Here is a 21,806-nt window from a genome sequence, read left to right as displayed (position 1 = left end):
CTGACAAAATCAATGACTGCATACCTTTCCTTTTCAATAAACCATGGTAAGCCAGGAAACTGCGCTATTGTATTCAGTTCAACTGCCAGACAAAATGGCAAAAATTACATTTTTTGCAGAGCCTTTATCCTGTTTCAAATGACACTGCCAACCGGCCCTGCTGTGCGATATACTGAAGCGCAATTATTGGAGTGAACCATAAATATGCTGCGGTCATGTATTTTATTTGCATTCTCATTGCTGCTTGTTAGTCTGGTACCCGCGAAAGCCGACAACTGGACCCTGGCGGAGCAGCGCGAGCGCAACAGACAGCATCATGAAGACATGCTGGCGCACCCCGAGGTGGAGGTGTTGCCTTCTGGTCTGGGTTTTCAGCAGATTACCGAAGGCAATGGCGCCAAGCCATCGGAGCTAAGTTCAGTGCAGGTGTATTACCGCGGCAGGCTGCTAAATGGCGACACCTTCGATGCCCAACTGCCACCGGATGAACCAATTGAGTTTATCCTGCACCAGGTGATCCCGGGGTGGCAGGAGGGCTTAAAACGAATGCGTGAAGGCGGGTCCGCCCGACTGCATGTACCGCCACAACTTGCTTATGGCGCCCAATCCATGCCGGGAATACCGCCCTTTAGTCTGCTGATTTTTGACATCGAACTGGTACGGGTGATTGGTTTTCGCCGCGACGAGCCTGCCCAAAGCCAGGATGCGACCTCTCCGCTGCACTAAAGCGGCTCAAATTGCCTCCTGCTGGCACATCCTTTGACCAACGACCTTGTCTGGCCAGATGTATAAAAATGTCTTTTTTCATTCATAAAACTTGCATCGTCAATACCTTAGACTTGCTATCGGCTCCGTGACTTTACGGCTGGCATACAAGCTGCTGCCTGTCGCTGTCCTCGTCTGTTCGCCAAACCCAAGGAGCTGAGTGATGAGCCGATTTCAACAACGCAACCATCCACTGCGCGACTTGCTGGATCAGGAACTGCGCCAGCGCACTTTCCCTGCTCTGCAGGCGCCCTGCCGGCTATGTCAGTTTGTACTGACAGTCAGCCCGAGCAGCCGCAGTACCGAATTTTCGCAGATGCAGCAATTGGCGGCACAACAAGGGGCGCAACTCAAAGAAAGCGACAACGATCTGAACCTGTCCTTGTTTGGCGCCACCTTACGCTGGGAAAAGCATGGCGAGTTCTCCAGCTATACCTTTATCCAACCAGGCAGTGGCGCTGAGTTCTTTGATGATCCACTGGATTTCCTGCCCGCCAAAGACTGGCTGGAGCCCTTTCCTGGCCAGATATTCCGGGTGATCCAGCTAAGCGTGCTGGACAGCAACAGCAGCAGCAAAGAGCAGGACATTGCGGCCATGTTCAATCCGGATCATTGCATCAGCAGTTATCTGGCCGAGCAAAAAGCCCGCATCTGGACCGACTTTCAAAAGCATGCCGAAGGTGCGGGCCGGATGCTGATGCAAGATTGTGGTTTAAGCCCGGCGCAGCTGGGCCGCCTGGTACAGCAATTGTTTGATCTGGGCAATTATCGCAAGCTCTCCCTGCTGGGCTGGCCATTGGCCCGTAAAGCCATCGGGCAACTGAATACGCTGGAGCAGCAACTGTCTTACATCACCAAACGCATTGAACAGGCCGAAGAGCACGATGAGTCGCTGCTGGCAGAACTCACCCGCATGGCGGCGCAGACCGAGCATCTGATTGCCGAAAACAGCTCACGGTTGCAAGCCAGTGCGGCTTACTACCAATTGGCGCTTGATCGGATCAAAAGCCTGAATGAAACGCCGATTGATGGCCTGCTGTCGCTGCAGGATTTTACCGAACGCAGGCTAACGCCGGCTTTTCGTACCAGCGAGTCGGTGCTGTTTCGCCAGCAAGGACTCTCCAACCGGCTGGGCCGCTGTACCGAGCTGCTGCGCACCCGTATCAGTTTGAAGCTGGAACAGCAAAACCAGCGCTTACTGGCATCGATGGATCAGCGCGCCCGGCTGCAACTGAAACTGCAACATATGGTGGAAGGTTTGTCGGTGGTCGCCATCAGTTATTACGCCATGCAGTTGTGCCAGCATGGCATTCGGGCTCTGCAATATTGGTGGCCTGAGCTGAATAGCGAGTTGTGGCACAGTCTGAGCCTGCCGCTGGTGATCAGCAGCGTGGCCTTGCTGCTGTATGCCTTTCGCCGACGCTTGAAGCGTGCCGAAAGGATGCAACGGCCATGAACAGATTTCGCAGCCAGAGCGGCTATGCTACACTCTGGCGCATCGAAAACTGCTGAGATTGTGCATGTTTGAACAAGCGCCCAGGGCTGGTTTTGCCCGTCGTTTAGCCGCCATTATTTACGATGTACTGGTGCTGTGTGCGGTGATTATGGCCGCTGCCGGCCTGGCCTTTGCACTGGTGATTGGACTGGAAAAAACCGGCTTGCTGGATTTATCTGCTTATGAAGACACCGCTGCTTTTTTTGGTCAGGGCCTGCAGCGCTGGCTTTATTTGCTGTACTTATTATCGGCTGGGGTTGGCTTTTATGCTTATTTCTGGCTACGGGCTGGGCAAACACTGGGCATGAAAGCCTGGCGCTTATTATTGCTGCAGCAAAATGGCCAGCAGCTGACGCCTGCGCAAGCCATACTTCGGGCCTTGCTGGCTCTGGGTGGCCTTGGTAATTTCTGGCTGTTTCTGCGCTGGGGGAAAGGTTTGGCACTGCAGGATCAACTGACCAACACCCAGATGGTGCTGATCAGCAAAGAGCAAAGCAAACAGCTGAATTTGTACAAAACAGCGCGCTGATAACTTTGGGGTTAAGCCGTTGCAGTGGCGCAGCGGCTTATACTTTTTTCCGCATCAGATAAATCGCCAGCCCGATAAACAACAAGCTTGGCAACACAGCGCCGAGCAGCGGTGGCATCTGGTACACCAGCGCCACCGGGCCAAAGACTTCATTGCTCATGTAAAAAGCAAAACCGGTCAACACCCCCATAATGCCCCTGGCCGCCATGGTCACGCTGCGCAAGGGCCCGAAGATGAACGACAGCGCCATTAGCAGCATGGCGATGATGGTAATGGGCTGGGTTAACTTACGCCAGTACGCCAGCTCGTAACGGCTGGTATCCTGCTGATTGGCCCGCAGGTAATCGAGATAATCACTTAAGCCCCGCAGCGACAGCATTTCAGGCTTGATGGTCACCACACCCAGTTTGTCCGGTGTTAAGGTCGAGCGCCAGCGTTGCTCCTGCCATTGATGACGTTCAATCCGATCCGGATGAAAGTGCAACCGGCTGACCTGACTCAGCACCCAGACATCCTGCCGGAAACGTGCCGTCTCGGCATAAATAATGGCTTCCAGTTTCAGCTCATCGCTGAACTCGTAAATCGCCACCCCGGCCAAATCACCACTGTCTTTCACTTCCTTGATGTTGACAAAATCATCGCCATCTTTGGCCCAAATGCCCTGCTGCACCGCAAACAGATTACCACCGGAAATGGCTTTAATGCGCAGCTCACGGGCCGCCCGGTCAGTCGCAGGCGCGCCCCACTCACCAACAGCCATCACCACCAGCATCATCAGTACCGCAGTTTTCATTACTGCATTGATGATATTCAGCCGGGATAAACCCGCCGCCTGCATCACCACCAGTTCGCTGTTGCTGGCCAACAACCCCAACCCGACCAAACCGCCTATCAGAGCGGCCATTGGGAAGAACATTACCAGATCGCCCGGCATGCTGTACAAGCTAAACAGCACCGCATGCAGGGTATCGTAGTTGCCCCGGCCAATAGCGCGTAACTGATCCAAAAAGCGGAATAAACCGGACAGGATCATCAGTACCACCAGTGTCAGGGCGGTGGTAGCCAGAATGGTTTTCCCCAGGTAAATATCCAGAATACGGATCATGCGCTGGCCCCCCGCAGTTGGCGCTGCCAGCGCCGCACCAGCGGATGCTGCTGTGCCATCAGGGCCAGCCCCATCAGTAAAGCACTCAGATGGATCCACCACATGCCAAGCCAACCGGGCAGCTGGCCATTTTCCAGTGCCGAGCGGGTGATGATCAGCAGCATGTAGTAGCCAAGATAAAGTCCGAGCGCGGGCAGTAACTTGCCAAATTTGCCCTGACGCGGATTCACCCGGCTCAGCGGCACTGCGATCAGCGCCAGCAGCACAATCGACAGCGGAATGGCAATCCGCCAGTGCCATTCGGCCATCGCCTCGGGATCGTCCAGTTGCTGCAGCAATTGCGGAGTAGTCAGGCTGCTGAGTTTACGGCGCCGATGCTCCACTTCCTGCTCACGGATTTGCAGTTGGTAGCGGCCAAACTCGATCACTTCAAACGGCGGCGATTGCAGCTGACCGGCGTAGCGACGGCCCTGCTCCAGCACCAGCATTTGGGCACCGCTGGCATCTTCCTGCACAGCGCCGCTTTGGGCATAGACAATGGAATGATACGGCTTGCCATCACGGATTTCGCTTTGCGCCACAAAAACCCGCGACAATTCGCCACTGCCACGGGCAATATCATGCACAAACAGCACGGCACGCTCATTGGAGGTTTGCTGGAAACGGCCCGGCACCAGCGAGTAGAGACCCACATCGCTTTCCACCCGCTCCAGTACTTCGTATTCACGCTCCATCGACCAGGGGCTCAGCGCCATACTAACCCAGGCAGCAGCCACAGCCAGCAGCAATGACCAGCTCAGCACAAAAGCACTGATGCGCCGTTCACTCAGGCCGGTGGCATGCAATACCGTCATCTCGCTGTCGGCATAGATGCGGCCAAGCGCAATAAAAATGCCCAAAAAGGCGCTGAGTGGCAGGATAATCAGTGCCAATTGCGGTAGCTTCAGCCCAACCATGGTGAATACCAGTTGCGCTGGCAAATCACCTTCGGAGGCGTCCGCTAAGATGCGCACAAAGCGCTGACTCATGATGATGGTCATCAGGATCAGAAAAACCGCCAACTGCGACTTGGCTACTTCTCCAATCAGATAACGGAAAATAATCAAAAAATGCCCCCTGAAAACCGGTCTTTTTGCTGAAACCTCGGCCGTTTTTGAGTAAACTTGGTGTTTATCACAATTATTATCGACGAAAGCGCCGCAAAATCCGAGCGTTTTCTTACCCAGTCTGCATTTTTCATGGCAGTGGTTGCTTTACGTCGGTCCAGTTAGAACCAGGAGTCAACATGGAGTTCAGTGTAAAAAGTGGCAGTCCGGAAAAACAACGTAGCGCCTGCATCGTGGTTGGTGTCTATGAGCCTCGCCGTTTGTCTGCCGTTGCCGAGCAGCTGGATAAGATCAGCGAAGGCTATATCAGCAATTTGTTGCGCCGGGGCGACCTGGAAGGCAAGCCAGGCCAAATGCTGCTGCTGCATCATGTACCCAATGTGCTGAGCGAGCGGGTGTTGCTGGTTGGCTGTGGCAAAGAGCGTGAGCTGGACGAGCGCCAGTACAAGCAAATCATTGCCAAAACCATCAGTACTCTGAACGAAACCGGCTCGATGGAAGCAGTGTGCTTTTTATCCGAACTGCATGTCAAAGGCCGCGATATTTACTGGAAAGTACGCCATGCGGTGGAAAGCGCCCAGGACTCGCTTTATGTGTTCGATCAGCTGAAAAGCAAAAAAGACGAAACCCGTCGTCCACTGCGCAAAATCGTCTTTAATGTGCCAACCCGCCGCGATCTGGCACTGGGTGAAAAAGCCGTCGAACATGGTCTGGCGGTCGCAGCCGGTGCCAAACTGTGTAAAGACGTCGGCAACATGCCGCCCAATATTTGCACACCCATCTACCTGGCCGAGCAAAGCCAGCAGTTAGCCACGCAGCACAGCAAATTGCAGGTCGAAGTGCTGGGGCCAAATGAGTTGTCTGAGCTTGGCATGAACGCTTATCTGGCGGTGGGTAAAGGCTCGGTCAATGAGCCACGCATGACGGTGATGCGCTACCAGGGCGGCGCCGACAATGCTGCCCCTATTGTGCTGGTAGGCAAAGGCCTGACGTTTGACTCCGGCGGCATCAGCATCAAGCCAGGCGATGGCATGGATGAAATGAAATACGACATGGGCGGTGCTGCGGCGGTGCTGGGCGCGATGAAGTCGCTGTGCGAGCTGGAGCTGCCGTTAAATGTGATCGGCGTGTTGGCCGCAGCGGAAAACATGCCGGATGCCAACGCTTACCGTCCGGGCGATATTCTGACCACCATGTCCGGCCAAACGGTCGAAGTGCTAAACACCGATGCCGAAGGCCGGCTGGTGCTGTGCGATGCACTGACCTATGTTGAGCGCTTTGACCCAGACGTGGTGATTGACGTCGCTACCCTGACCGGCGCCTGCATTATTGCGCTTGGCAAGCATGCTACCGGCCTGCTCAGCAACCACAACCCGCTGGCGCACGATTTACTGAATGCCTCCGACAGCAGTGGTGACCGCGCCTGGCGTTTGCCGCTGTGGGATGATTATCAGGAGCAACTGGAAAGTCCTTTTGCCGATTTCAGCAACCTGGGCGGCCGTGCTGCCGGTACCATTACCGCGGCCTGCTTCCTGTCGCGCTTTACCCGCAAGTTCCACTGGGCGCATCTGGATATTGCCGGCACCGCCTGGCGCAGTGGCGGCAAAGACAAAGGCTCTACCGGCCGCCCGGTACCGATGCTCACCCAGTACCTGCTGCACCGCTGTGGTCAGGATCAGGACTAAATGCAAGTACGCTTTTACCAGCTGGCAGAGAATGCTACAGCGCCACAGCCGGATATTCCGGCGCACTGGCAACTGGCCTGCCAGCTGTGCGCCGAGGCGTATCGCCAGCAACAGCGTGTTTTTATCCTGACGGACAATGAGCAGGATGCACATGCACTGGATGAATGGCTGTGGCAATTTGAGCCGGAGCGCTTTATTCCACACAACCTGCCGGGCGAAGGCCCGGCCCGCGGGGCACCGGTTGAGATCAGCTGGCAACCACCGCGCCAGCAACGGCAGTTGCTGATTAATTTAAGCCGTGAAGTACCGGATTTCGCCCGGCGCTTCGCGCAAGTAATTGAATTTGTTCCGGCCGATGAGCAGTTAAAAGCCGAAGCCCGAACCCGCTATAAACACTATCGTCAGCTTGGCATCACCCCAGAGATGATGTCCGCCAGCTGATTTGCAGGTAACCCGATGGAAAAAACCTTTAACCCAAGTCAAATTGAGCAGGCCATGTACCAGGCCTGGGAAAGCAAAGGCTACTTCAAAGCTGGTAGCGACGACAGCCAGGACAACTACTGCATCATGATCCCACCGCCGAATGTCACCGGCAGTCTGCATATGGGCCATGCGTTCCAGCACACCATTATGGATGCCCTGATCCGCTATCAACGGATGCAGGGAAAAAACACCCTGTGGCAGGTGGGCACTGATCATGCCGGTATCGCCACTCAGATGGTAGTGGAACGCAAACTGGCCGCTGAAAGCCAGCCCGATCGCCATGCGCTGGGCCGTGATGCCTTTATTGAAAAAATCTGGCAATGGAAAGCCGAGTCCGGCGGTACCATCAGCGATCAGATGCGCCGGCTTGGTAACTCGGTCGATTGGGAGCGCGAGCGTTTTACCATGGATGAAGGCCTGTCCAATGCGGTGCAGGAAGTCTTTGTTCGGCTGTATCAGGATGACCTGATTTACCGCGGCAAACGACTGGTCAACTGGGATCCGAAGCTGCACACCGCCATTTCCGATCTGGAAGTGGAAAACAAGGATCAGCAAGGCCAGTTCTGGCACTTGCGCTACCCGCTGGCCGATGGCGCTGTCACGGCCGATGGCAAAAACTATCTGGTCGTCGCCACCACCCGGCCGGAAACCATGTTGGGCGATACCGCGGTAGCGGTTAATCCGGACGATCCACGTTATCAGGCGCTGATTGGCAAAGAGGTGCTGCTGCCGCTGGTCAATCGCCGCATTCCGATCATTGCCGATGACCACGCCGATATGGAAAAAGGCAGTGGCTGCGTCAAAATCACCCCGGCGCACGACTTTAACGACTACGAGGTCGGCAAGCGCCATCAGCTGCCGATGATCAATGTGCTGAGCACAGATGCGACCATTCTGGCTGCCGGCGAATGCTTTTACAGCAATGGCGAAGCCAACGGCGACCTCAGCGCAGCTATCCCGGCCGAGTTCCAGGGGCTGGATCGCTTTGCCGCCCGCAAAGCCATTGTTGCGGCCTTTGACGCGGCCGGTTTGCTGGAAAAAATCGAAGCCATCACCAATACCCTGCCCTATGGCGATCGCAGCGGCGTGGTGATTGAGCCGCTGCTGACCGATCAGTGGTACGTGCGCACCGCGCCTTTGGCCAAAACCGCCATCGAAGCGGTGGAAAACGGCGACATCCAGTTTGTGCCCAAGCAGTACGAAAACATGTACTACAGCTGGATGCGTGATATTCAGGACTGGTGCATTTCCCGTCAGCTGTGGTGGGGCCACCGCATACCAGCTTGGTACGACGACAACGGCAAGGTCTATGTTGGCCGTAACGAGCAGGAAATACGAAGCCAACATGGCCTTAGTGACACCGTCGCCCTGCGTCAGGACGAAGACGTGCTGGATACCTGGTTCAGTTCTGGCCTGTGGACTTTCTCTACCTTAGGCTGGCCGGAGCAAACACCGGAGCTTAGCCGTTTTCACCCGACCGATGTGCTGGTCACTGGCTTTGATATCATCTTCTTCTGGGTCGCCCGGATGATTATGATGACCATGCACTTGCTGAAAGACGAGCACGGCAAGCCGCAGGTACCCTTTAAAACCGTGTACGTCACCGGCCTTATCCGTGATGAGAACGGCGATAAGATGTCCAAGTCCAAAGGCAACGTCATCGATCCGCTGGATTTGATCGACGGCATTGATTTGGAAGCCCTGCTGGCCAAGCGCACCAGCAACCTGATGCAGCCCAAGCTGGCCGAGAAAATCGCCAAGCAAACCAAAACCCAGTTCCCGGAAGGGATCCAGGCCAGCGGCACCGATGCGCTGCGCTTTACCCTGGCGGCGCTGGCTTCGACCGGTCGCGACATCAACTGGGATATGAAGCGACTGGAAGGCTACCGCAACTTCTGCAACAAACTGTGGAATGCCAGCCGTTATGTGCTGATGAACACCGAAGGCCAGGACTGTGGTCAGCAAGGCGGTGCCATGACGCTGTCGCTGGCCGATGAATGGATCCTGACCCAGTACCAGCATACGGTGAAAGCGGTGCGCCAGGCGATGGACAACTACCGCTTTGATTTGGCCGCCCATACCCTGTACGAGTTTACCTGGAACCAGTTCTGCGACTGGTACCTGGAGTTGACCAAGCCGGTGCTGCAGCAAGGCGACGAGGCCGCCCAGCGTGGTACCCGCCGCACCCTGGTCACGGTGCTGGAAAGCCTGCTGCGCTTAATGCACCCGATTATGCCTTTTATGACTGAAACCATCTGGCAGCAAGTCGCGCCACTGGCGGGCGTGCAGGGCGACAGCATTATGCTGCAGCCGTACCCCGAGTATCAGGCCGATGACGTCAACGAGACAGCGCTGCAGGATTTGGAGTGGCTGAAGCAGGTGATCCTGGCAGTACGCACCATTCGCGGTGAGATGAACATCTCCCCGGGCAAGCCGCTGTCGATTTTGCTGCGTCAGCTTAGCAGCGATGAGCTGCGCCGGCTAGAGCAAAACCGCAACTTCCTGCAAGTGATGGCCAAGCTCGACAGCATTACTGTGCTCAGCAGCACCGATACCGCGCCGGCCTGTGCCGTGCAGCAAGTCGGCGCCATGGACGTACTGATCCCAATGGCTGGCCTGATCGACAAAGACGCCGAACTGGCGCGTCTTGGCAAGCTGCTGGAAAAAGCCAAGCAGGAACTGGCCCGGGTGGATGGCAAACTTGGCAATGAAAAATTTGTCAGCAACGCACCCGAAGCTGTGCTGGAAAAAGAGAAAGCCAAACAGGCTGAGCTGAAACTTAGCCTTGGCAAGCTTGAAGCCCAGCTTGAGGAAATCGCTGCACTGTAAAGCACTCGATACCTGCTGACCTTAATGGGAGCTTCGGCTCCCATTTTTTTGCCTGCAATTGTCATCGCAATGTCATAGACTGCAGCTAGCATCCAGGTTTTTCAGCGCAGCTTCAGACTGCGCCCTTTGCAGTTTAAAAAACAGGTAGTTTTTATGACCAAGGCAACCGAGCACCAACAATTTGACTTATCCGGCGAAGAGCCGCTGGCGAATTTTTCCGGCAATCGTCCATTTCATGACGTAGCAGAGCAACGCTATTCACGGCGCAACTTCCTAAAAGGCAGTGTGGCTGCAGCGGTAGGGACTTTTCTGGCCGGCCCACTGGCTGGCTGCAGTTCAACGGTAAGCCAGCCAGCGGCAGCTGCCGCCGTCCATCCGCAAGCTGCAGGCCTGCTGGGTTTCACCCCGGTACCCGTCAGCCGCGCCGATACAGTGGCAGTACCGGAAGGCTATCGCACCCAGGTGTTTTTGCCGTGGGGTACCCCTTTACTGCCAGGAGCTCCGGCCTTTTTGCGCAATGCAACCAACAGCGCCGCCGATCAGGAGAAGCAAGTCGGCAGCCATCACGATGGCATGCACTTTTTCCCGATTGATTTAAAACAAGGCGGACAAAGCTCGAGCGAAGGTTTGCTGGTGATGAATCACGAGTACGTCGATCCCAATATGTTGCATCAGTTTGGCGGCAATCAGGCCCCGCGCGATGTCGAGCAGGTACACAAAGAAATCGCCGCCCATGGGGTTTCGGTTGCCCATATTCGGCAACGACCAAACCGGCAATGGGAGCTGGTGCAAGAGAGCCACTACAATCGCCGTATTACCGGTAATACCCTGATGGAGCTAACCGGGCCGGTGCGAGGCCATGCCAAGGTCATCACCCCATTCAGCCCGGACGGTACCCGCACCCGGGGCACGCTGAATAACTGCGCCCATGGCGTCACGCCCTGGGGCACTTACCTGACCTGCGAAGAGAACTGGGCCGGTCTTTTTGTCAGTCACGATCGTGAGCAACCACGCGAACACGAGCGTTACAGTGTGGCGCGCGGTATGAGCTGGAATCAGTGGGATACAGCGGCGGCAAAAGATCCGCAGCTGGCCCGCTTTAATGCCAGCAAGCTGGGGGCGTCGGCCCGCGATGACTACCGCAATGAGCCCAATACCTTTGGCTGGATTGTCGAAATCGACCCGTTCAACCCTAACAGCACCCCGGTGAAACACACCGCCATGGGTCGTTTTGCCCACGAAGGGATTATTTTCGCCAAAGCCGAAGCAGGCAAACCGCTGGTGGCTTACTCCGGCGATGATGCCCGCAACGAATACATTTATAAATTTGTCTCGGCCAAACCGTACGACCCTGTCAGCGCAGGGCCACATCTACTGGATGAAGGCAGCTTGTATGTTGCCCGCTTCAATGATGACGGCAGTGGCGACTGGCTGCCACTGGATTTTCACAATCCGGTATTTCAAGCCAAAGCCCTGGCCGCTGGCCATGTCTTTGACAGCCAGGCCGATGTGCTGCTGAATACCCGATTGGCCGCCGATATCATGGGCGCCACCCCAATGGACCGCCCGGAATGGGGTGCGGTGCACCCGACCAGTGGTGAAGTCTACTTTACCCTGACCAACAACAGTCAGCGTCCACCGGAAATGGTCAATGCTGCCAACCCAAGAGCCTGGAACCAAAATGGCCATATCATTCGTTGGCGTGAAAGCAATGGGCTGCGCTTTAACTGGGATATCTTTGTGTTCAGTGGCGATGTATTTACCAGCACACCGGAACATGGCCTGATGCTGACGAACGACAATCACCACGCCTCACCCGATGGCCTCTGGTTCGATCCCAATGGCCTGCTGTGGATCCAAACCGATATGTCCGGTTCTCAACTAAGCCGTGGTCCATTTGGCAATAACGCCATGTTGGCCGCGAATGTGCAAAGCCATACCATTAAACGCTTTTTGGTCGGCCCGGTCGGCTGCGAAGTCACCGGGGTAGTGATGACGCCGGATTGCAAAACCATGTTCGTCAATATTCAGCACCCGGGCGAAGGATCAGGACCTTACAGTTTCAGCAGCACCTGGCCAGACCGTGGCATCACCCGGCCCCGCTCCGCCACTGTGGTGATCACCAAAGAGGATGGTGGCATTATCGGCACGTAAAGCGCTGTCAGAACAGCTGTTTAACGCCCTTCCACCCGGCCGGATCTGGCAAGAAATTTTCACTTGTCAGCCGGCTTTTTTTTGCTATGATTGCCGCGCAAAAAATGGCCTGTGCCAGCTTGTACTTGCGCTGCATCTTTTTCCGGCAACTCATTGCAGTTCGCGCTGGATCTTGGCAGGATAGTCCGGTTAGCTTTTGAGATTATTGCAGTTTCTCAGAGTCCGTGACTGGAAAGAGCAAGGTTTCGTTCCGTGCTCTGGATCCTGCATCCCCAGTTCACGGTTTTTTCGATCTTTTTCCGGCCGCCGGAATCAAATTGAGAGACGTCCTATGTCCATAGAAACCACTGCAGAAGCGTTAGAAGAGGTTGTTGATCCCCTGGCCGCTGCCATAGAAGCAGCTGTGGTTGAACCCAGTGCCATTAGTTTGCTGCCGCCGCTGGTGGTATTGATTGTTGCGATTTGGCTAAAACGGCCTATTTTTGCGTTGATTATGGGCGCAGTGGCTGGTTTACTGCTTATTTCACCCAGTGAAAGTCTGTTTAACTTTGCTGAAACCACCGAGCGGGTGATGCAGGATGAAACCATTGGCTGGCTGATCCTGGTGGTGGGTGGCTTTGGTGCTTTAATTGCCCTGTTGGTGCATACCGGCGGCGCCTTTGCCTTTGGTCGGGTTGCCCAGCAATACGCTCAGGGCCGCAAGCCCTCGCTGCTGATGACCTACTTCCTTGGCATGCTGATATTTATCGACGATTACCTCAATGCGTTGACCGTTGGTGAAACCATGAAGCGCATCACCGATAAATTCAAAGTGTCACGCGAGATGCTGGCCTATGTGGTGGACTCCACCGCTGCACCAATGTGCGTCATCGTGCCGATTTCAACCTGGGCGGTGTTCTTCGGAGGCTTGCTGGTCGCCAATGGCGTGGCGCCGGATACCGATCCAAACGGCATTATGACCTACATTTCCGCCATTCCGTACATGCTGTATGCCTGGCTGGCGATGATCATGGTGCCGCTGGTGATCTTAGGCGTGGTGCCTTTGCTTGGCCCGATGAAAAAAGCTGAGCTGGCTGCCCGTGGCGGTGCCATTCAGCAGGATGCGCCGCAGCAGGAAACCCATACCGGTGATGATTTTGCCATGCAGGCGATGGAAGAAGAGTTCGAGCACGCCGATCGCAAGCATGGCAAGCTGATTAACTTTGTGCTGCCAATGGCGATGCTGGTGGGCTTTAGCATCTGGTTTGAAGCCGAAATTTGGCCGGCACTGATCCTGACCTTTGTGCTGACCCTGCCGCTGTACATGGCACAGCGCCTGATGCCATTCAATGAAATGATGGATCAGATGATCCATGGTTTTAAAACCATGCTGCCGGCCATTTGTACCGTGATCGCCGCCTTTACCTTTAAAGATGTCTGCGATCAACTTGGCTTGCCGCTGTACGTGATTGAAAACCTGGCGCCTTATATGTCGGCTGAAATGCTGCCGGCACTGGTGTTTGTCGCTATGGCGCTGCTGGCCTTTGCCACCGGCTCGTCCTGGGGTATTTTTGCCGTTTCCATCCCGATCGTGATGCCAATTGCCTTGGCGGTGGATGCCAATGTACCGCTGGTGATTGGTGCGCTGCTCTCTGCCAGTTCGTTCGGCAGTCAGGCTTGTTTCTACAGCGACTCGACGGTACTGGCCGCGCAGGGCTCTGGTTGTGATCTAATGAGCCATGCCCTGACCCAGTTCCCCTATGCTTTAATAGCCGCTATTCTGGCTTTCTTTGGCTTTATTGCCCTTGGCATGATGTAACACTGCCCCCAGACAGGCAATCCTTGCCGGTTGCCTGTCTGATCCCCCAATTGAACGCACATGGATGCAACGATCGAAGATTTAACGCATAGCTAAGGGTCTTGGTCTTACCAAGCAGTACGGCCAATTGGCATCCTTAGTGAGCTCAGGTAAAGTACCGCCATTTTTCGCTTTCCAGGATGGCAGGGCTTTGAAACCTCTTCGCTTTTTTAACTCGCTTCTCCCATTCAGCTTGCTGCTGATGTCCACTTTTGCACTGGCAAACACGCACCGCCCACTGCATATCCCGGTGCTAACCGATGGACCAGCCATGGTGCTGGATGGCAGTCTGGATGAACCGCAGTGGCAACAGGCCTTGCAAGTGCCGATTCATTACCTGACAGCGCCACTGGATGAAGGCAAAGCCGACGTGTACACCATGGGCTATCTGTTTGAAGATGGCCACACACTTTACGTTGGCATCGATGCCCATGATCCCAATCCACAGCAAATCCGCGCCGCCTATCGCAACCGCAACCAGATTTGGGGCGATGATGTCGTTGGTTTAAAACTCGATACCTACGGCAATCAACAGCGCGCCTATCAGTTTTTTGTTAATCCGCTCGGCAGTCAGGCCGATTCGATTGAAAACGCCGTTACCGGCACCGAGTCCTCGGCCTGGGATGGCCATTGGCAAGCGGTTGGCCGCATTACCGAGCAAGGCTTCAGGGTGGAAATGGCCATCCCTTTGCACATTCTGAATATGCCCACCACCGAGGGTGCCAGGCAGATGGCATTTGAATTGGTGCGTTTTTTACCCCGCGATCAGCAGTTGCGCATCTCCAGCGCGCCGATTAAACGCAGCAATCGCTGCATGGTGTGTCAAATGACGCCGATTACCGGTTTTGCCAGTGCCGAGCAAAGCCGCTCCTTAATCATTGCCCCGGCGCTGGTCACCGGCATTGAGCAGCAGCGTCCCCTTGCCAGCGACCAGAGCTGGCAAAGCAGTAGCAACACTGATGTCAGTCTGGATGTGAAATGGGGCATCACGCCGGACATGACCTTCAATGCCACCTTGAACCCGGATTTTTCCCAGGTCGAAGCCGATGCGGCAGAGCTGACCATCAACAACCCTTTCACGCTATTTTTCGCCGAAAAAAGGCCTTTTTTCACCGAAAATGCCGACTATTTTGCCACACCACTGAACCTGGTGCATACCCGTAACATTGCCGAGCCGAATGCCGGAGCAAAACTCACCGGCCGTATCGAGCAGCATACTTTCGGCCTGTTCAGCACCGACGATCAGCAAAGCACCCTGCTGATCCCGGGTAACCTGGGCTCCCGCATTGCACAGCTTGAGGGCAGCAGTCAGAACCATGCTCTGAGTTACAGCTATGCGCCCAATGCGGATTTGACCTTTGGCTCCTTAATCACCCAGCGCAGTGCCAGCGAGTACCGCAATACCGTGCTATCGGCCGACAGCAACTGGCGCATCAGTGCGCACGATACGCTGAGCATGCAGTGGGTTGGCAGCGAGACCCGCTACCCCCAGGCACTGGCCAGCCAGTTCACGGGCGAAGCCGCGCTGCGTACCGCAGCGGATAGTAACTTGCAGGGCCAGGGCTATCGACTGAATTACCTGCACCAGCAGCGTAACTGGCATGCTTTTGTGCGCTATCAGCATCGGGATGAGGATTTCCGTGCGGATTTGGGCTTTTTACCGGAAACCGACTGGCAGCAACTGGCCATCGGCGGCGATTACACCTGGTTCTTCGATAACCCACAGCGCTTCCATCGTTTTCGCATTTTGAATCATGCATTTTACACCACCAATGCGGCCGGCGATTTGCTGGCCAAAGAGATAGAAAGTTATGCCATCCTGTCCGGCCAGATGAACAGTACGCTGGAGCTGGGCGGCTTTGTGCGGGATCGGGTGGGGAACCGGCTCGATACCAGCAGCCTTAACATCGCTGGCAATACCGGGCGCTTTCGCGAGCAAGGCCTGCACTTTTTTGGCGAAATCCGGCCACAGCGGGATTTATCCACCTACCTGTACTGGCAGGAAGCCAACATACTGGATCTGACCAATCAGCGCCTGTCCGATCAACGACGGCTGATTGCCGATGCCCAGTACACCGCCAATCAGCATCTGCAGTTGCGCTTACGGCATACCCATACCGCTATGCGCTATGCCGCTGCCCAGGTCTTTACCGCCGATCTCAGCGATGTACGGCTGACCTGGCAGTTTAATAACCAAAGCTTCCTGCGTCTGGCGCTGATCTACACCCAAATCGAGCGCAACCTGGCTAACTACGAGGCCGGCTGGCAAACCGTGCTGAACAGCAAGGAGCGCGCTCTGACCAGCCAGCTGCTGTATTCGTACCAGTTGAATCCGCAAACCGTGTTTTTTGTCGGTTATGGCGACCATGCACTGGAAGATGATGAGCAAACAACACTTAAGCGCAATCAACGCAGTGCCTTCATGAAGTTTAGTTACGCCTGGGTGTTGTAGTAGATTCATAAGATTGTCACTGTATTAAAACGCGTTTTTTTGGTTTTATGGTAAGCTTACAGGCATTCATGCTATTGGTTGTTTAAGGAGTGAACCATGCTAACCATCCTGGCGCGCATACTCAAAGTACTGAACTCAGAAGCCTCGCCCTGGCAAATTGGCTGGGCGGTTGCGCTTGGCCTCTGTGCCGGCCTGTTGCCGTTCGGTCTGCTAACCCTGTTAATCCTGCTGATTGCCTGTTTGTTTACCGTCAATCTGTCGACCTTCTTGCTAGTGTGGGGCTTTAGCAAAGCCTTGCTCTGGTTGCTGGCTGGGCGGTTAGAGCAATTTGGCTGGAGCTTTGGGCAGCAAGACTGGTTGCTGAGTGCACTTAGCGGCAGCGAAACCCTGCAGTTGCTGCATTTACACCACAGCCTGACCCTGGGCAGCTTTTTGCTCAGCCTGCTTATTTTATTCCCTATAGCATGGGGCACCACCCGGTTGGTGCTGAAGTACCGTCACGTGCTGATGCCTCACCTGAACAAATGGAAAATTGTACAACTACTGAAAGCCAGTAAGCTGGCACAGCTGTATCAGAAAATGAATTAAGGAGCGCTGTGATGATCCGTAAATCCGGTTGGTTGATTTTTTTAAGTATACTCGGCGCCATCTTCCTGTTGGTCTATGTGTTTGCTGGCACCGCCATTCGATTTGGCATGGTCTACAGCCTGGAAAAAGCAGCCGGCGCTGAAGTCAACATTCAGCGGGTTTCGCTGGGGTTGTTTCCACTGTCGTTGACCATTTCCGATCTGCAAATTACCGATGCCAAAGCACCCGAGCAAAACCTGGTGAGCTTTGCCCGCGCCAATGCCGAATTAGAGCTCTGGCCGGCCCTGCTTGGCTATTACGTCATCAGCGATGTATCGGTCGAACAACTGGCCTATGGCAGTGAGCGGCGCCGCCCTGGCAAGGTATTCCGTGGTGAGCTGGCCGATACCGAAGAGTCCGGCTTTGACTTTGCCAGCCTGTTTGCCATTGAGCTGCCAGATGCCGATGAACTGCTGGCCCGGGCCAATTTAACCTCCGTCGCCAAAGGTGAAGCACTCAAGCAGTTGGCACAAAGCGAACAGCAGCAAGTGCGGCAATTGCGCCAGCAACTGCCTGATAGCGATCGGCTGCGCGAGCTGGAGCAGCAAGTTAAAGCCCTGACCGATGGCGATATCCGCGATGCCGCCGACCTAGCTGCCAAAACCGAGCAGCTGCGGCGCTTAAAAGCAGAGCTCGAGCAAGACAAAGCCAAGGTCGAGCAGGTGAAAACCGCCCTGCTGCAAAGCCGCGAGCAATTGCAAAGCGCGGTGCGCGATTTTCAGCAAGCCACTCAGGCCGACTGGCAGCAAGTGCAGTCCTACGCCAATCTGGCCGATGGCGGCCTGGCCGGTATCAGCCAATTGTTATTAGGCGATTTATGGGCTGAGCGCTTGCAGCAGCTCTATACCGTCTATCAGTTGGTCGCGCCCTACCTGCCGGAAGGGTCACGGTTGGAAGAGCAGCCCGAGCCGCGCGAGCTACCAGGCCGGATACTGCCGCTTAAGCAGCAGCCTTATCCAAACTTCTGGATTAAAAATGCCAGCATCAGCCTGCTGATTGGTGGCGGCAATGCCGAGCTTCGTATCGAAGACATTACCGCGCAGCATCATATCATTGATGCCGCCACCCGCTTTGTGCTGGATGTGCAGCAACTGCCGATGCTGCAGCAGTTCCGGCTGGATGGCAACTTTGCCATCTTCGACCAGCTGCAATCGGAAGTAAACTGGCAGCTGCAGGGCCTGCAACTGGCTGAGCAGGTGTTTGGAGAAGGCAGCACCCGCTTTGGCTTAGAGCAAGCCTTGCTGAATTCGCGTGGTGGATTAAGCCTAAGCGGCACAGCGCTCGACCAGCAAGCCAGTGTAGCGCTGCAAAACCCACGCTTTAGCAGTGGCGACAACCGCTATGTGCAGCAGCTTACCCAGCTGATGAACCAGCATGCAGAAATCCCGTTTCAGCTGCGCGCCGACGGCACCGTGACCCGGCCCAATGTCCGGGTCAGCTCACCGCTGGATCGCATTGTGGCTGACGCGGTGATGGGCGAAGCCCAGGCCCGCTTTGCCGGCTTCGAGCAGGATTTACGCAGTAAATTCAATGCCAAGCTGCCGGATACCGCCGGCGATCAGCAAGCCCTGCTCAGCCTTTTAGACCGCGAACAAGCCAGCACCGAGCAAATGAGCCAGCAGATTGAAACCTTGTTGGAAGCCCAGCTCGGCGACTTACGTGACCGGGCCCTGGACCGCATCCGCGGCCGGATTGGCGGTTAATCAACGACAGGCCCCGATGGCTGAAAAGGCAGTTATCGGGGTTCAATCTAATTACCAGGTCAAACTATTTCTCTGGGTGTCGTTACAACATATTGATTGGCACTTTCAGATAAACCTGACCATTCTCTTCTTTTGGCGGTAACTGTCCCGCCCGGATATTGACCTGAATAGAAGGCAAAATCAGCCGCGGCATAGCCAAGGTTTTATCACGGGCTTCACGTTTTTGCACAAAAGCCTTTTCTGTGATTTCGCTGTTCACATGAATATTGTGCTCAAGTTGCTCGGCAACGGTGGTTTTGTATTCATGTCCCCGGCCTTGGGTTGGATAATCATGGCAGATATAGATTTCCGTCTCAGATGGTAAAGACAGCAATTTTCTGATCGACTGGTATAGGGTTTTAGCACTGCCTCCCGGGAAATCACAGCGCGCGGTACCAACATCTGGCATAAATAAGGTATCGCCAACGAAGGCCATCTTCCCATTCACGATATAAGCCAGATCTGCTGGTGTATGACCAGGGGTATGCATCACCCTGATCGACAAGCTTCCAACCTTGAGCACTTCGCCATCTTTGAATAAGCGATCAAATTGCGCACCATTAGGCAAAAACTCTTTTTCTAAGTTAAAAATCTGCTTAAAAATACCCTGCACTTGCTGGATATGCTCGCCAATCCCAATTTTGGCCCCGAGTTTTTCTTTAAAAAACGGCGCGGCAGAGAGGTGGTCGGCATGAGCATGAGTTTCCAGAACCCATTCTACCTTAAAGGTTTTTTGCTCAACATAAGCCAAAATTTCCTCAGCACTTTTCGTTGAAGTCCGTCCCGACTTATAATCAAAATCCAGCACTGGATCGATAATAACAGCTGAACCAGAGGTTAAGTCGGCAACCACATAGCTAAAGGTTTCACTGTCGCTGTCTAAAAAAGCTTTGACCTGTGTAAAAGGATCCATACCCCCTCCTATCGAAGTGAATGCAAGAGCTGCAATGCAGCTCTTGGATGATATCGGCGATAACTTAAAGTGACTTCTTGCTGAAATACCAGTCAGTGTATTGATAGCCTTGATCTTTTCGTACTTCAGCATCAGCCATGGTAGCCGGTGGTGGCACAATCACATCTTCACCTGGCTGCCAGTTTTCCGGTGTGGCTACTTTGTGCTCATCACTGGTTTGTAGGGCTTTTAATACCCGCACAAATTCGTCGATGCTACGACCATTACTCATGGGGTAGTACACCATCGCCCGTAGAATTCCGTCTGGGTCGATAATAAAAGTGGCACGTACCGCAGCAGTATCGCTGGCGCCTGGCTGGATCATGCCGTAGGCTTTAGCCACTTCCATCGATAAATCGGCGATGATTGGGAAGGTAATTTTCACACCAAAGTTTTCTTCAATGCTGCGTGCCCAAGCAATGTGTGAGTGGACGCTATCGATTGATAGGCCTAACAGCTCGCAGTTTAACGCAGCAAACTGGTCAGCACGGGTGGCAAAGCCCATAAACTCAGTGGTACAAACTGGCGTAAAATCAGCTGGATGTGAGAACAGCACCAACCATTTACCTTTGTAATCCTCCAGGCTCTTCATACCAAAAGTGGTTTTTGCATTAAAAGCTGGAGCCGGTTTGTTCAGTTGTGGGAAAGTTACGTTTTGTTCAGACATTTTGTATTCCTCGATTGGTTGTTAAGAGTACTTTAGCAAAGTTGCTTATAGCAAATTAGACTATACTTATAACCAATGGAAATAATTGTTTTGGATTAGGCTCATCGTATTTATCGATTAATTAGAGATTTCTTTTATAATGCTTGAGCATGGTCGGGTGCGTAGGTGTGATACCAAGCAACACGACACAGATAACGTTTTTTATATCAAAAGCTTAAATACATATAGCTTAGTGGTCAGGTTAGTTAGTCTCACCATTAATTTGGTTCAACAAGCTAACTAAGCTGGACCGCTTTCGTCTTCATCTCATGCAAATGCGACAAAATGTCGCAGGTAAAACACCTGAAAATCATTTTCAGACACCATAAATTTAGATCATGCTAATATTCTAGGGTTGGGCATTTCAGCACGTATGATGTTGAGTGCCCAAACCGTTTCAATCACCATAAAATGGGGTAAGCAATGTCTGGTTCTACGTTTTGGGATGAGCGTTATGCTCAGGAAGACTATGTGTATGGAGAAAAACCGAATGATTTTTTGGTCAGCCAGGTAGCGAGAATAAAACCGAACTCTCACATCCTGTGTTTAGCGGAAGGGGAAGGGCGAAATGCTGTGTATCTGGCGCAATTAGGCCATAACGTTACCGCCGTCGATATCTCTGTGGTGGCACTGGATAAAGGTAGCAAACTTGCAGACAAAGCGGGTGTAAAAGTTAACTGGCAGCATGCTGATTTGGCAGACTATATGCTTGGTGAGGACAAATGGGATCTTATCGCCGCAATTTTTATGCATCTACCAGAAATCATCCGAGATCGGGTATTTGCGCAAATTAAAACGGCACTGCGGCCTGGTGGGCTTTTTATAGGCGAGTTTTACCGGCCTGAGCAGTTACGCTTTAAAACCGGTGGTCCTCAGGATATCAAGATGCTGTATAGCCCCTGTATGCTGGATGAGCAACTGGCTGGTCTGGCGATATCACATTTAGAGGCCTGTGAGCGCCACGTGATCGAAGGGACCGGACATACCGGTTTAGCTGCCGTAAGTCAGGTTGTTGCCGTTAAATCCTGAAACAGTTGGATCTGAATGAAAAACTCTGGTTGTGATTTTACTTTAGCTTTCGGCAAGGAAGCTCTTCTTTAGCTGGCCGAAAACTGACTCAAGAACCATCGGTTAAATAATCCTGCAACTCACTACATGCTTTAATCATAAGAAAATGCACGCGCAGCCGGCAAGGCGGTGGTTAATAACAGCACCGGCAAGGCAACCAGCTGGGTTGCGATAGGCAAGCTGGCGGTAAAGTTGATCCAAAAAATGGCCGACCAGCTGAGCGCAAGTAACAGCAAACTTATCAGGGCACGATGTTGGTTGTTCATGGTTG

At 54.0% G+C, this 21,806-nt stretch carries 17 protein-coding genes; 12 read left to right on the top strand and 5 right to left on the bottom strand.

Annotated elements, in window-relative coordinates:
* Positions 1–204: 204 nt before the first annotated feature.
* The 3 genes from QWY20_RS13585 (at position 205) to QWY20_RS13575 (ending at position 2,789) form a co-directional block, all read left to right on the top strand.
* Positions 205–726: an FKBP-type peptidyl-prolyl cis-trans isomerase gene (locus QWY20_RS13585; RefSeq protein WP_330129553.1), complete on the top strand. Its 522-nt coding sequence runs from the start codon at positions 205–207 to the stop codon at positions 724–726.
* A 202-nt stretch (positions 727–928) separates the two neighbouring features.
* Entirely contained in the window at positions 929–2,221 is a 1,293-nt protein-coding gene (locus tag QWY20_RS13580) for a DUF3422 family protein (protein WP_330129552.1), read from the top strand.
* Positions 2,222–2,285: 64 nt separating this feature from the next.
* Positions 2,286–2,789: an RDD family protein gene (locus QWY20_RS13575; RefSeq protein ID WP_330129551.1), complete on the top strand. Its 504-nt coding sequence runs from the start codon at positions 2,286–2,288 to the stop codon at positions 2,787–2,789.
* Positions 2,790–2,826: 37 nt separating this feature from the next.
* Here QWY20_RS13575 and lptG read toward each other — a convergent pair whose 3' ends face one another.
* Positions 2,827–3,894 carry an LPS export ABC transporter permease LptG gene (gene lptG, locus QWY20_RS13570; RefSeq protein WP_330129550.1) on the bottom strand — a complete coding sequence of 356 codons (1,068 nt, stop codon included), beginning with the start codon at positions 3,892–3,894 and terminating at the stop codon, positions 2,827–2,829.
* Positions 3,891–5,000: an LPS export ABC transporter permease LptF gene (lptF, locus tag QWY20_RS13565; RefSeq protein WP_330129549.1), complete on the bottom strand. Its 1,110-nt coding sequence runs from the start codon at positions 4,998–5,000 to the stop codon at positions 3,891–3,893. The genes lptG and lptF overlap by 4 nt, the downstream gene beginning before the upstream one ends.
* Before the next feature lie 179 nt (positions 5,001–5,179).
* Here lptF and pepA point away from each other — a divergent pair, with 179 nt between their 5' ends.
* The 8 genes from pepA to QWY20_RS13525 all read left to right on the top strand — a co-directional run bounded on the left by pepA (position 5,180) and on the right by QWY20_RS13525 (position 18,770).
* On the top strand, positions 5,180–6,685 hold the full coding sequence (pepA, locus tag QWY20_RS13560) for a leucyl aminopeptidase (protein ID WP_330129548.1): 1,506 nt from the start codon (positions 5,180–5,182) through the stop codon (positions 6,683–6,685).
* On the top strand, positions 6,686–7,126 hold the full coding sequence (locus QWY20_RS13555; protein WP_330129547.1) for a DNA polymerase III subunit chi: 441 nt from the start codon (positions 6,686–6,688) through the stop codon (positions 7,124–7,126).
* 15 nt (positions 7,127–7,141) lie between these two features.
* On the top strand, positions 7,142–9,997 hold the full coding sequence (locus tag QWY20_RS13550) for a valine--tRNA ligase (RefSeq protein WP_330129546.1): 2,856 nt from the start codon (positions 7,142–7,144) through the stop codon (positions 9,995–9,997).
* A gap of 153 nt (positions 9,998–10,150) precedes the next feature.
* On the top strand, positions 10,151–12,151 hold the full coding sequence (locus QWY20_RS13545) for a PhoX family protein (RefSeq protein ID WP_330129545.1): 2,001 nt from the start codon (positions 10,151–10,153) through the stop codon (positions 12,149–12,151).
* Positions 12,152–12,554: 403 nt separating this feature from the next.
* Entirely contained in the window at positions 12,555–13,949 is a 1,395-nt protein-coding gene (locus tag QWY20_RS13540) for a Na+/H+ antiporter NhaC family protein (RefSeq protein WP_330129602.1), read from the top strand.
* A gap of 241 nt (positions 13,950–14,190) precedes the next feature.
* Complete coding sequence (locus tag QWY20_RS13535) at positions 14,191–16,440, top strand: carbohydrate binding family 9 domain-containing protein (RefSeq protein WP_330129544.1); 2,250 nt, start codon at positions 14,191–14,193, stop codon at positions 16,438–16,440.
* Between the two features lie 96 nt (positions 16,441–16,536).
* Positions 16,537–17,028 carry a TIGR03546 family protein gene (locus QWY20_RS13530; RefSeq protein ID WP_330129543.1) on the top strand — a complete coding sequence of 164 codons (492 nt, stop codon included), beginning with the start codon at positions 16,537–16,539 and terminating at the stop codon, positions 17,026–17,028.
* 11 nt (positions 17,029–17,039) lie between these two features.
* Positions 17,040–18,770: a TIGR03545 family protein gene (locus tag QWY20_RS13525; protein WP_330129542.1), complete on the top strand. Its 1,731-nt coding sequence runs from the start codon at positions 17,040–17,042 to the stop codon at positions 18,768–18,770.
* An 82-nt stretch (positions 18,771–18,852) separates the two neighbouring features.
* Here the strand turns inward: QWY20_RS13525 and QWY20_RS13520 are convergent, their stop codons facing one another.
* Positions 18,853–19,722, bottom strand: coding sequence for an MBL fold metallo-hydrolase (locus QWY20_RS13520; protein WP_330129541.1), 870 nt, complete (start codon positions 19,720–19,722; stop codon positions 18,853–18,855).
* Positions 19,723–19,786: 64 nt separating this feature from the next.
* A complete protein-coding gene (locus QWY20_RS13515; protein ID WP_330129540.1) occupies positions 19,787–20,428 on the bottom strand; it encodes a peroxiredoxin in 642 nt (213 codons plus the stop codon).
* Between the two features lie 462 nt (positions 20,429–20,890).
* Here QWY20_RS13515 and QWY20_RS13510 point away from each other — a divergent pair, with 462 nt between their 5' ends.
* Positions 20,891–21,496: a class I SAM-dependent methyltransferase gene (locus QWY20_RS13510; RefSeq protein ID WP_330129539.1), complete on the top strand. Its 606-nt coding sequence runs from the start codon at positions 20,891–20,893 to the stop codon at positions 21,494–21,496.
* A gap of 131 nt (positions 21,497–21,627) precedes the next feature.
* On the opposite strand, the gene QWY20_RS13505 is transcribed toward QWY20_RS13510, so the two are convergent.
* On the bottom strand, positions 21,628–21,801 hold the full coding sequence (locus QWY20_RS13505) for a hypothetical protein (RefSeq protein WP_330129538.1): 174 nt from the start codon (positions 21,799–21,801) through the stop codon (positions 21,628–21,630).
* Positions 21,802–21,806: the final 5 nt, after the last annotated feature.

The organism is Alkalimonas cellulosilytica (genome assembly GCF_036325985.1).
Classification (GTDB): domain Bacteria; phylum Pseudomonadota; class Gammaproteobacteria; order Enterobacterales; family Alteromonadaceae; genus Alkalimonas; species Alkalimonas cellulosilytica.
Note: the sequence above shows the minus strand (reverse complement) of the source record. Positions and strands in the feature narration are given on the sequence as shown.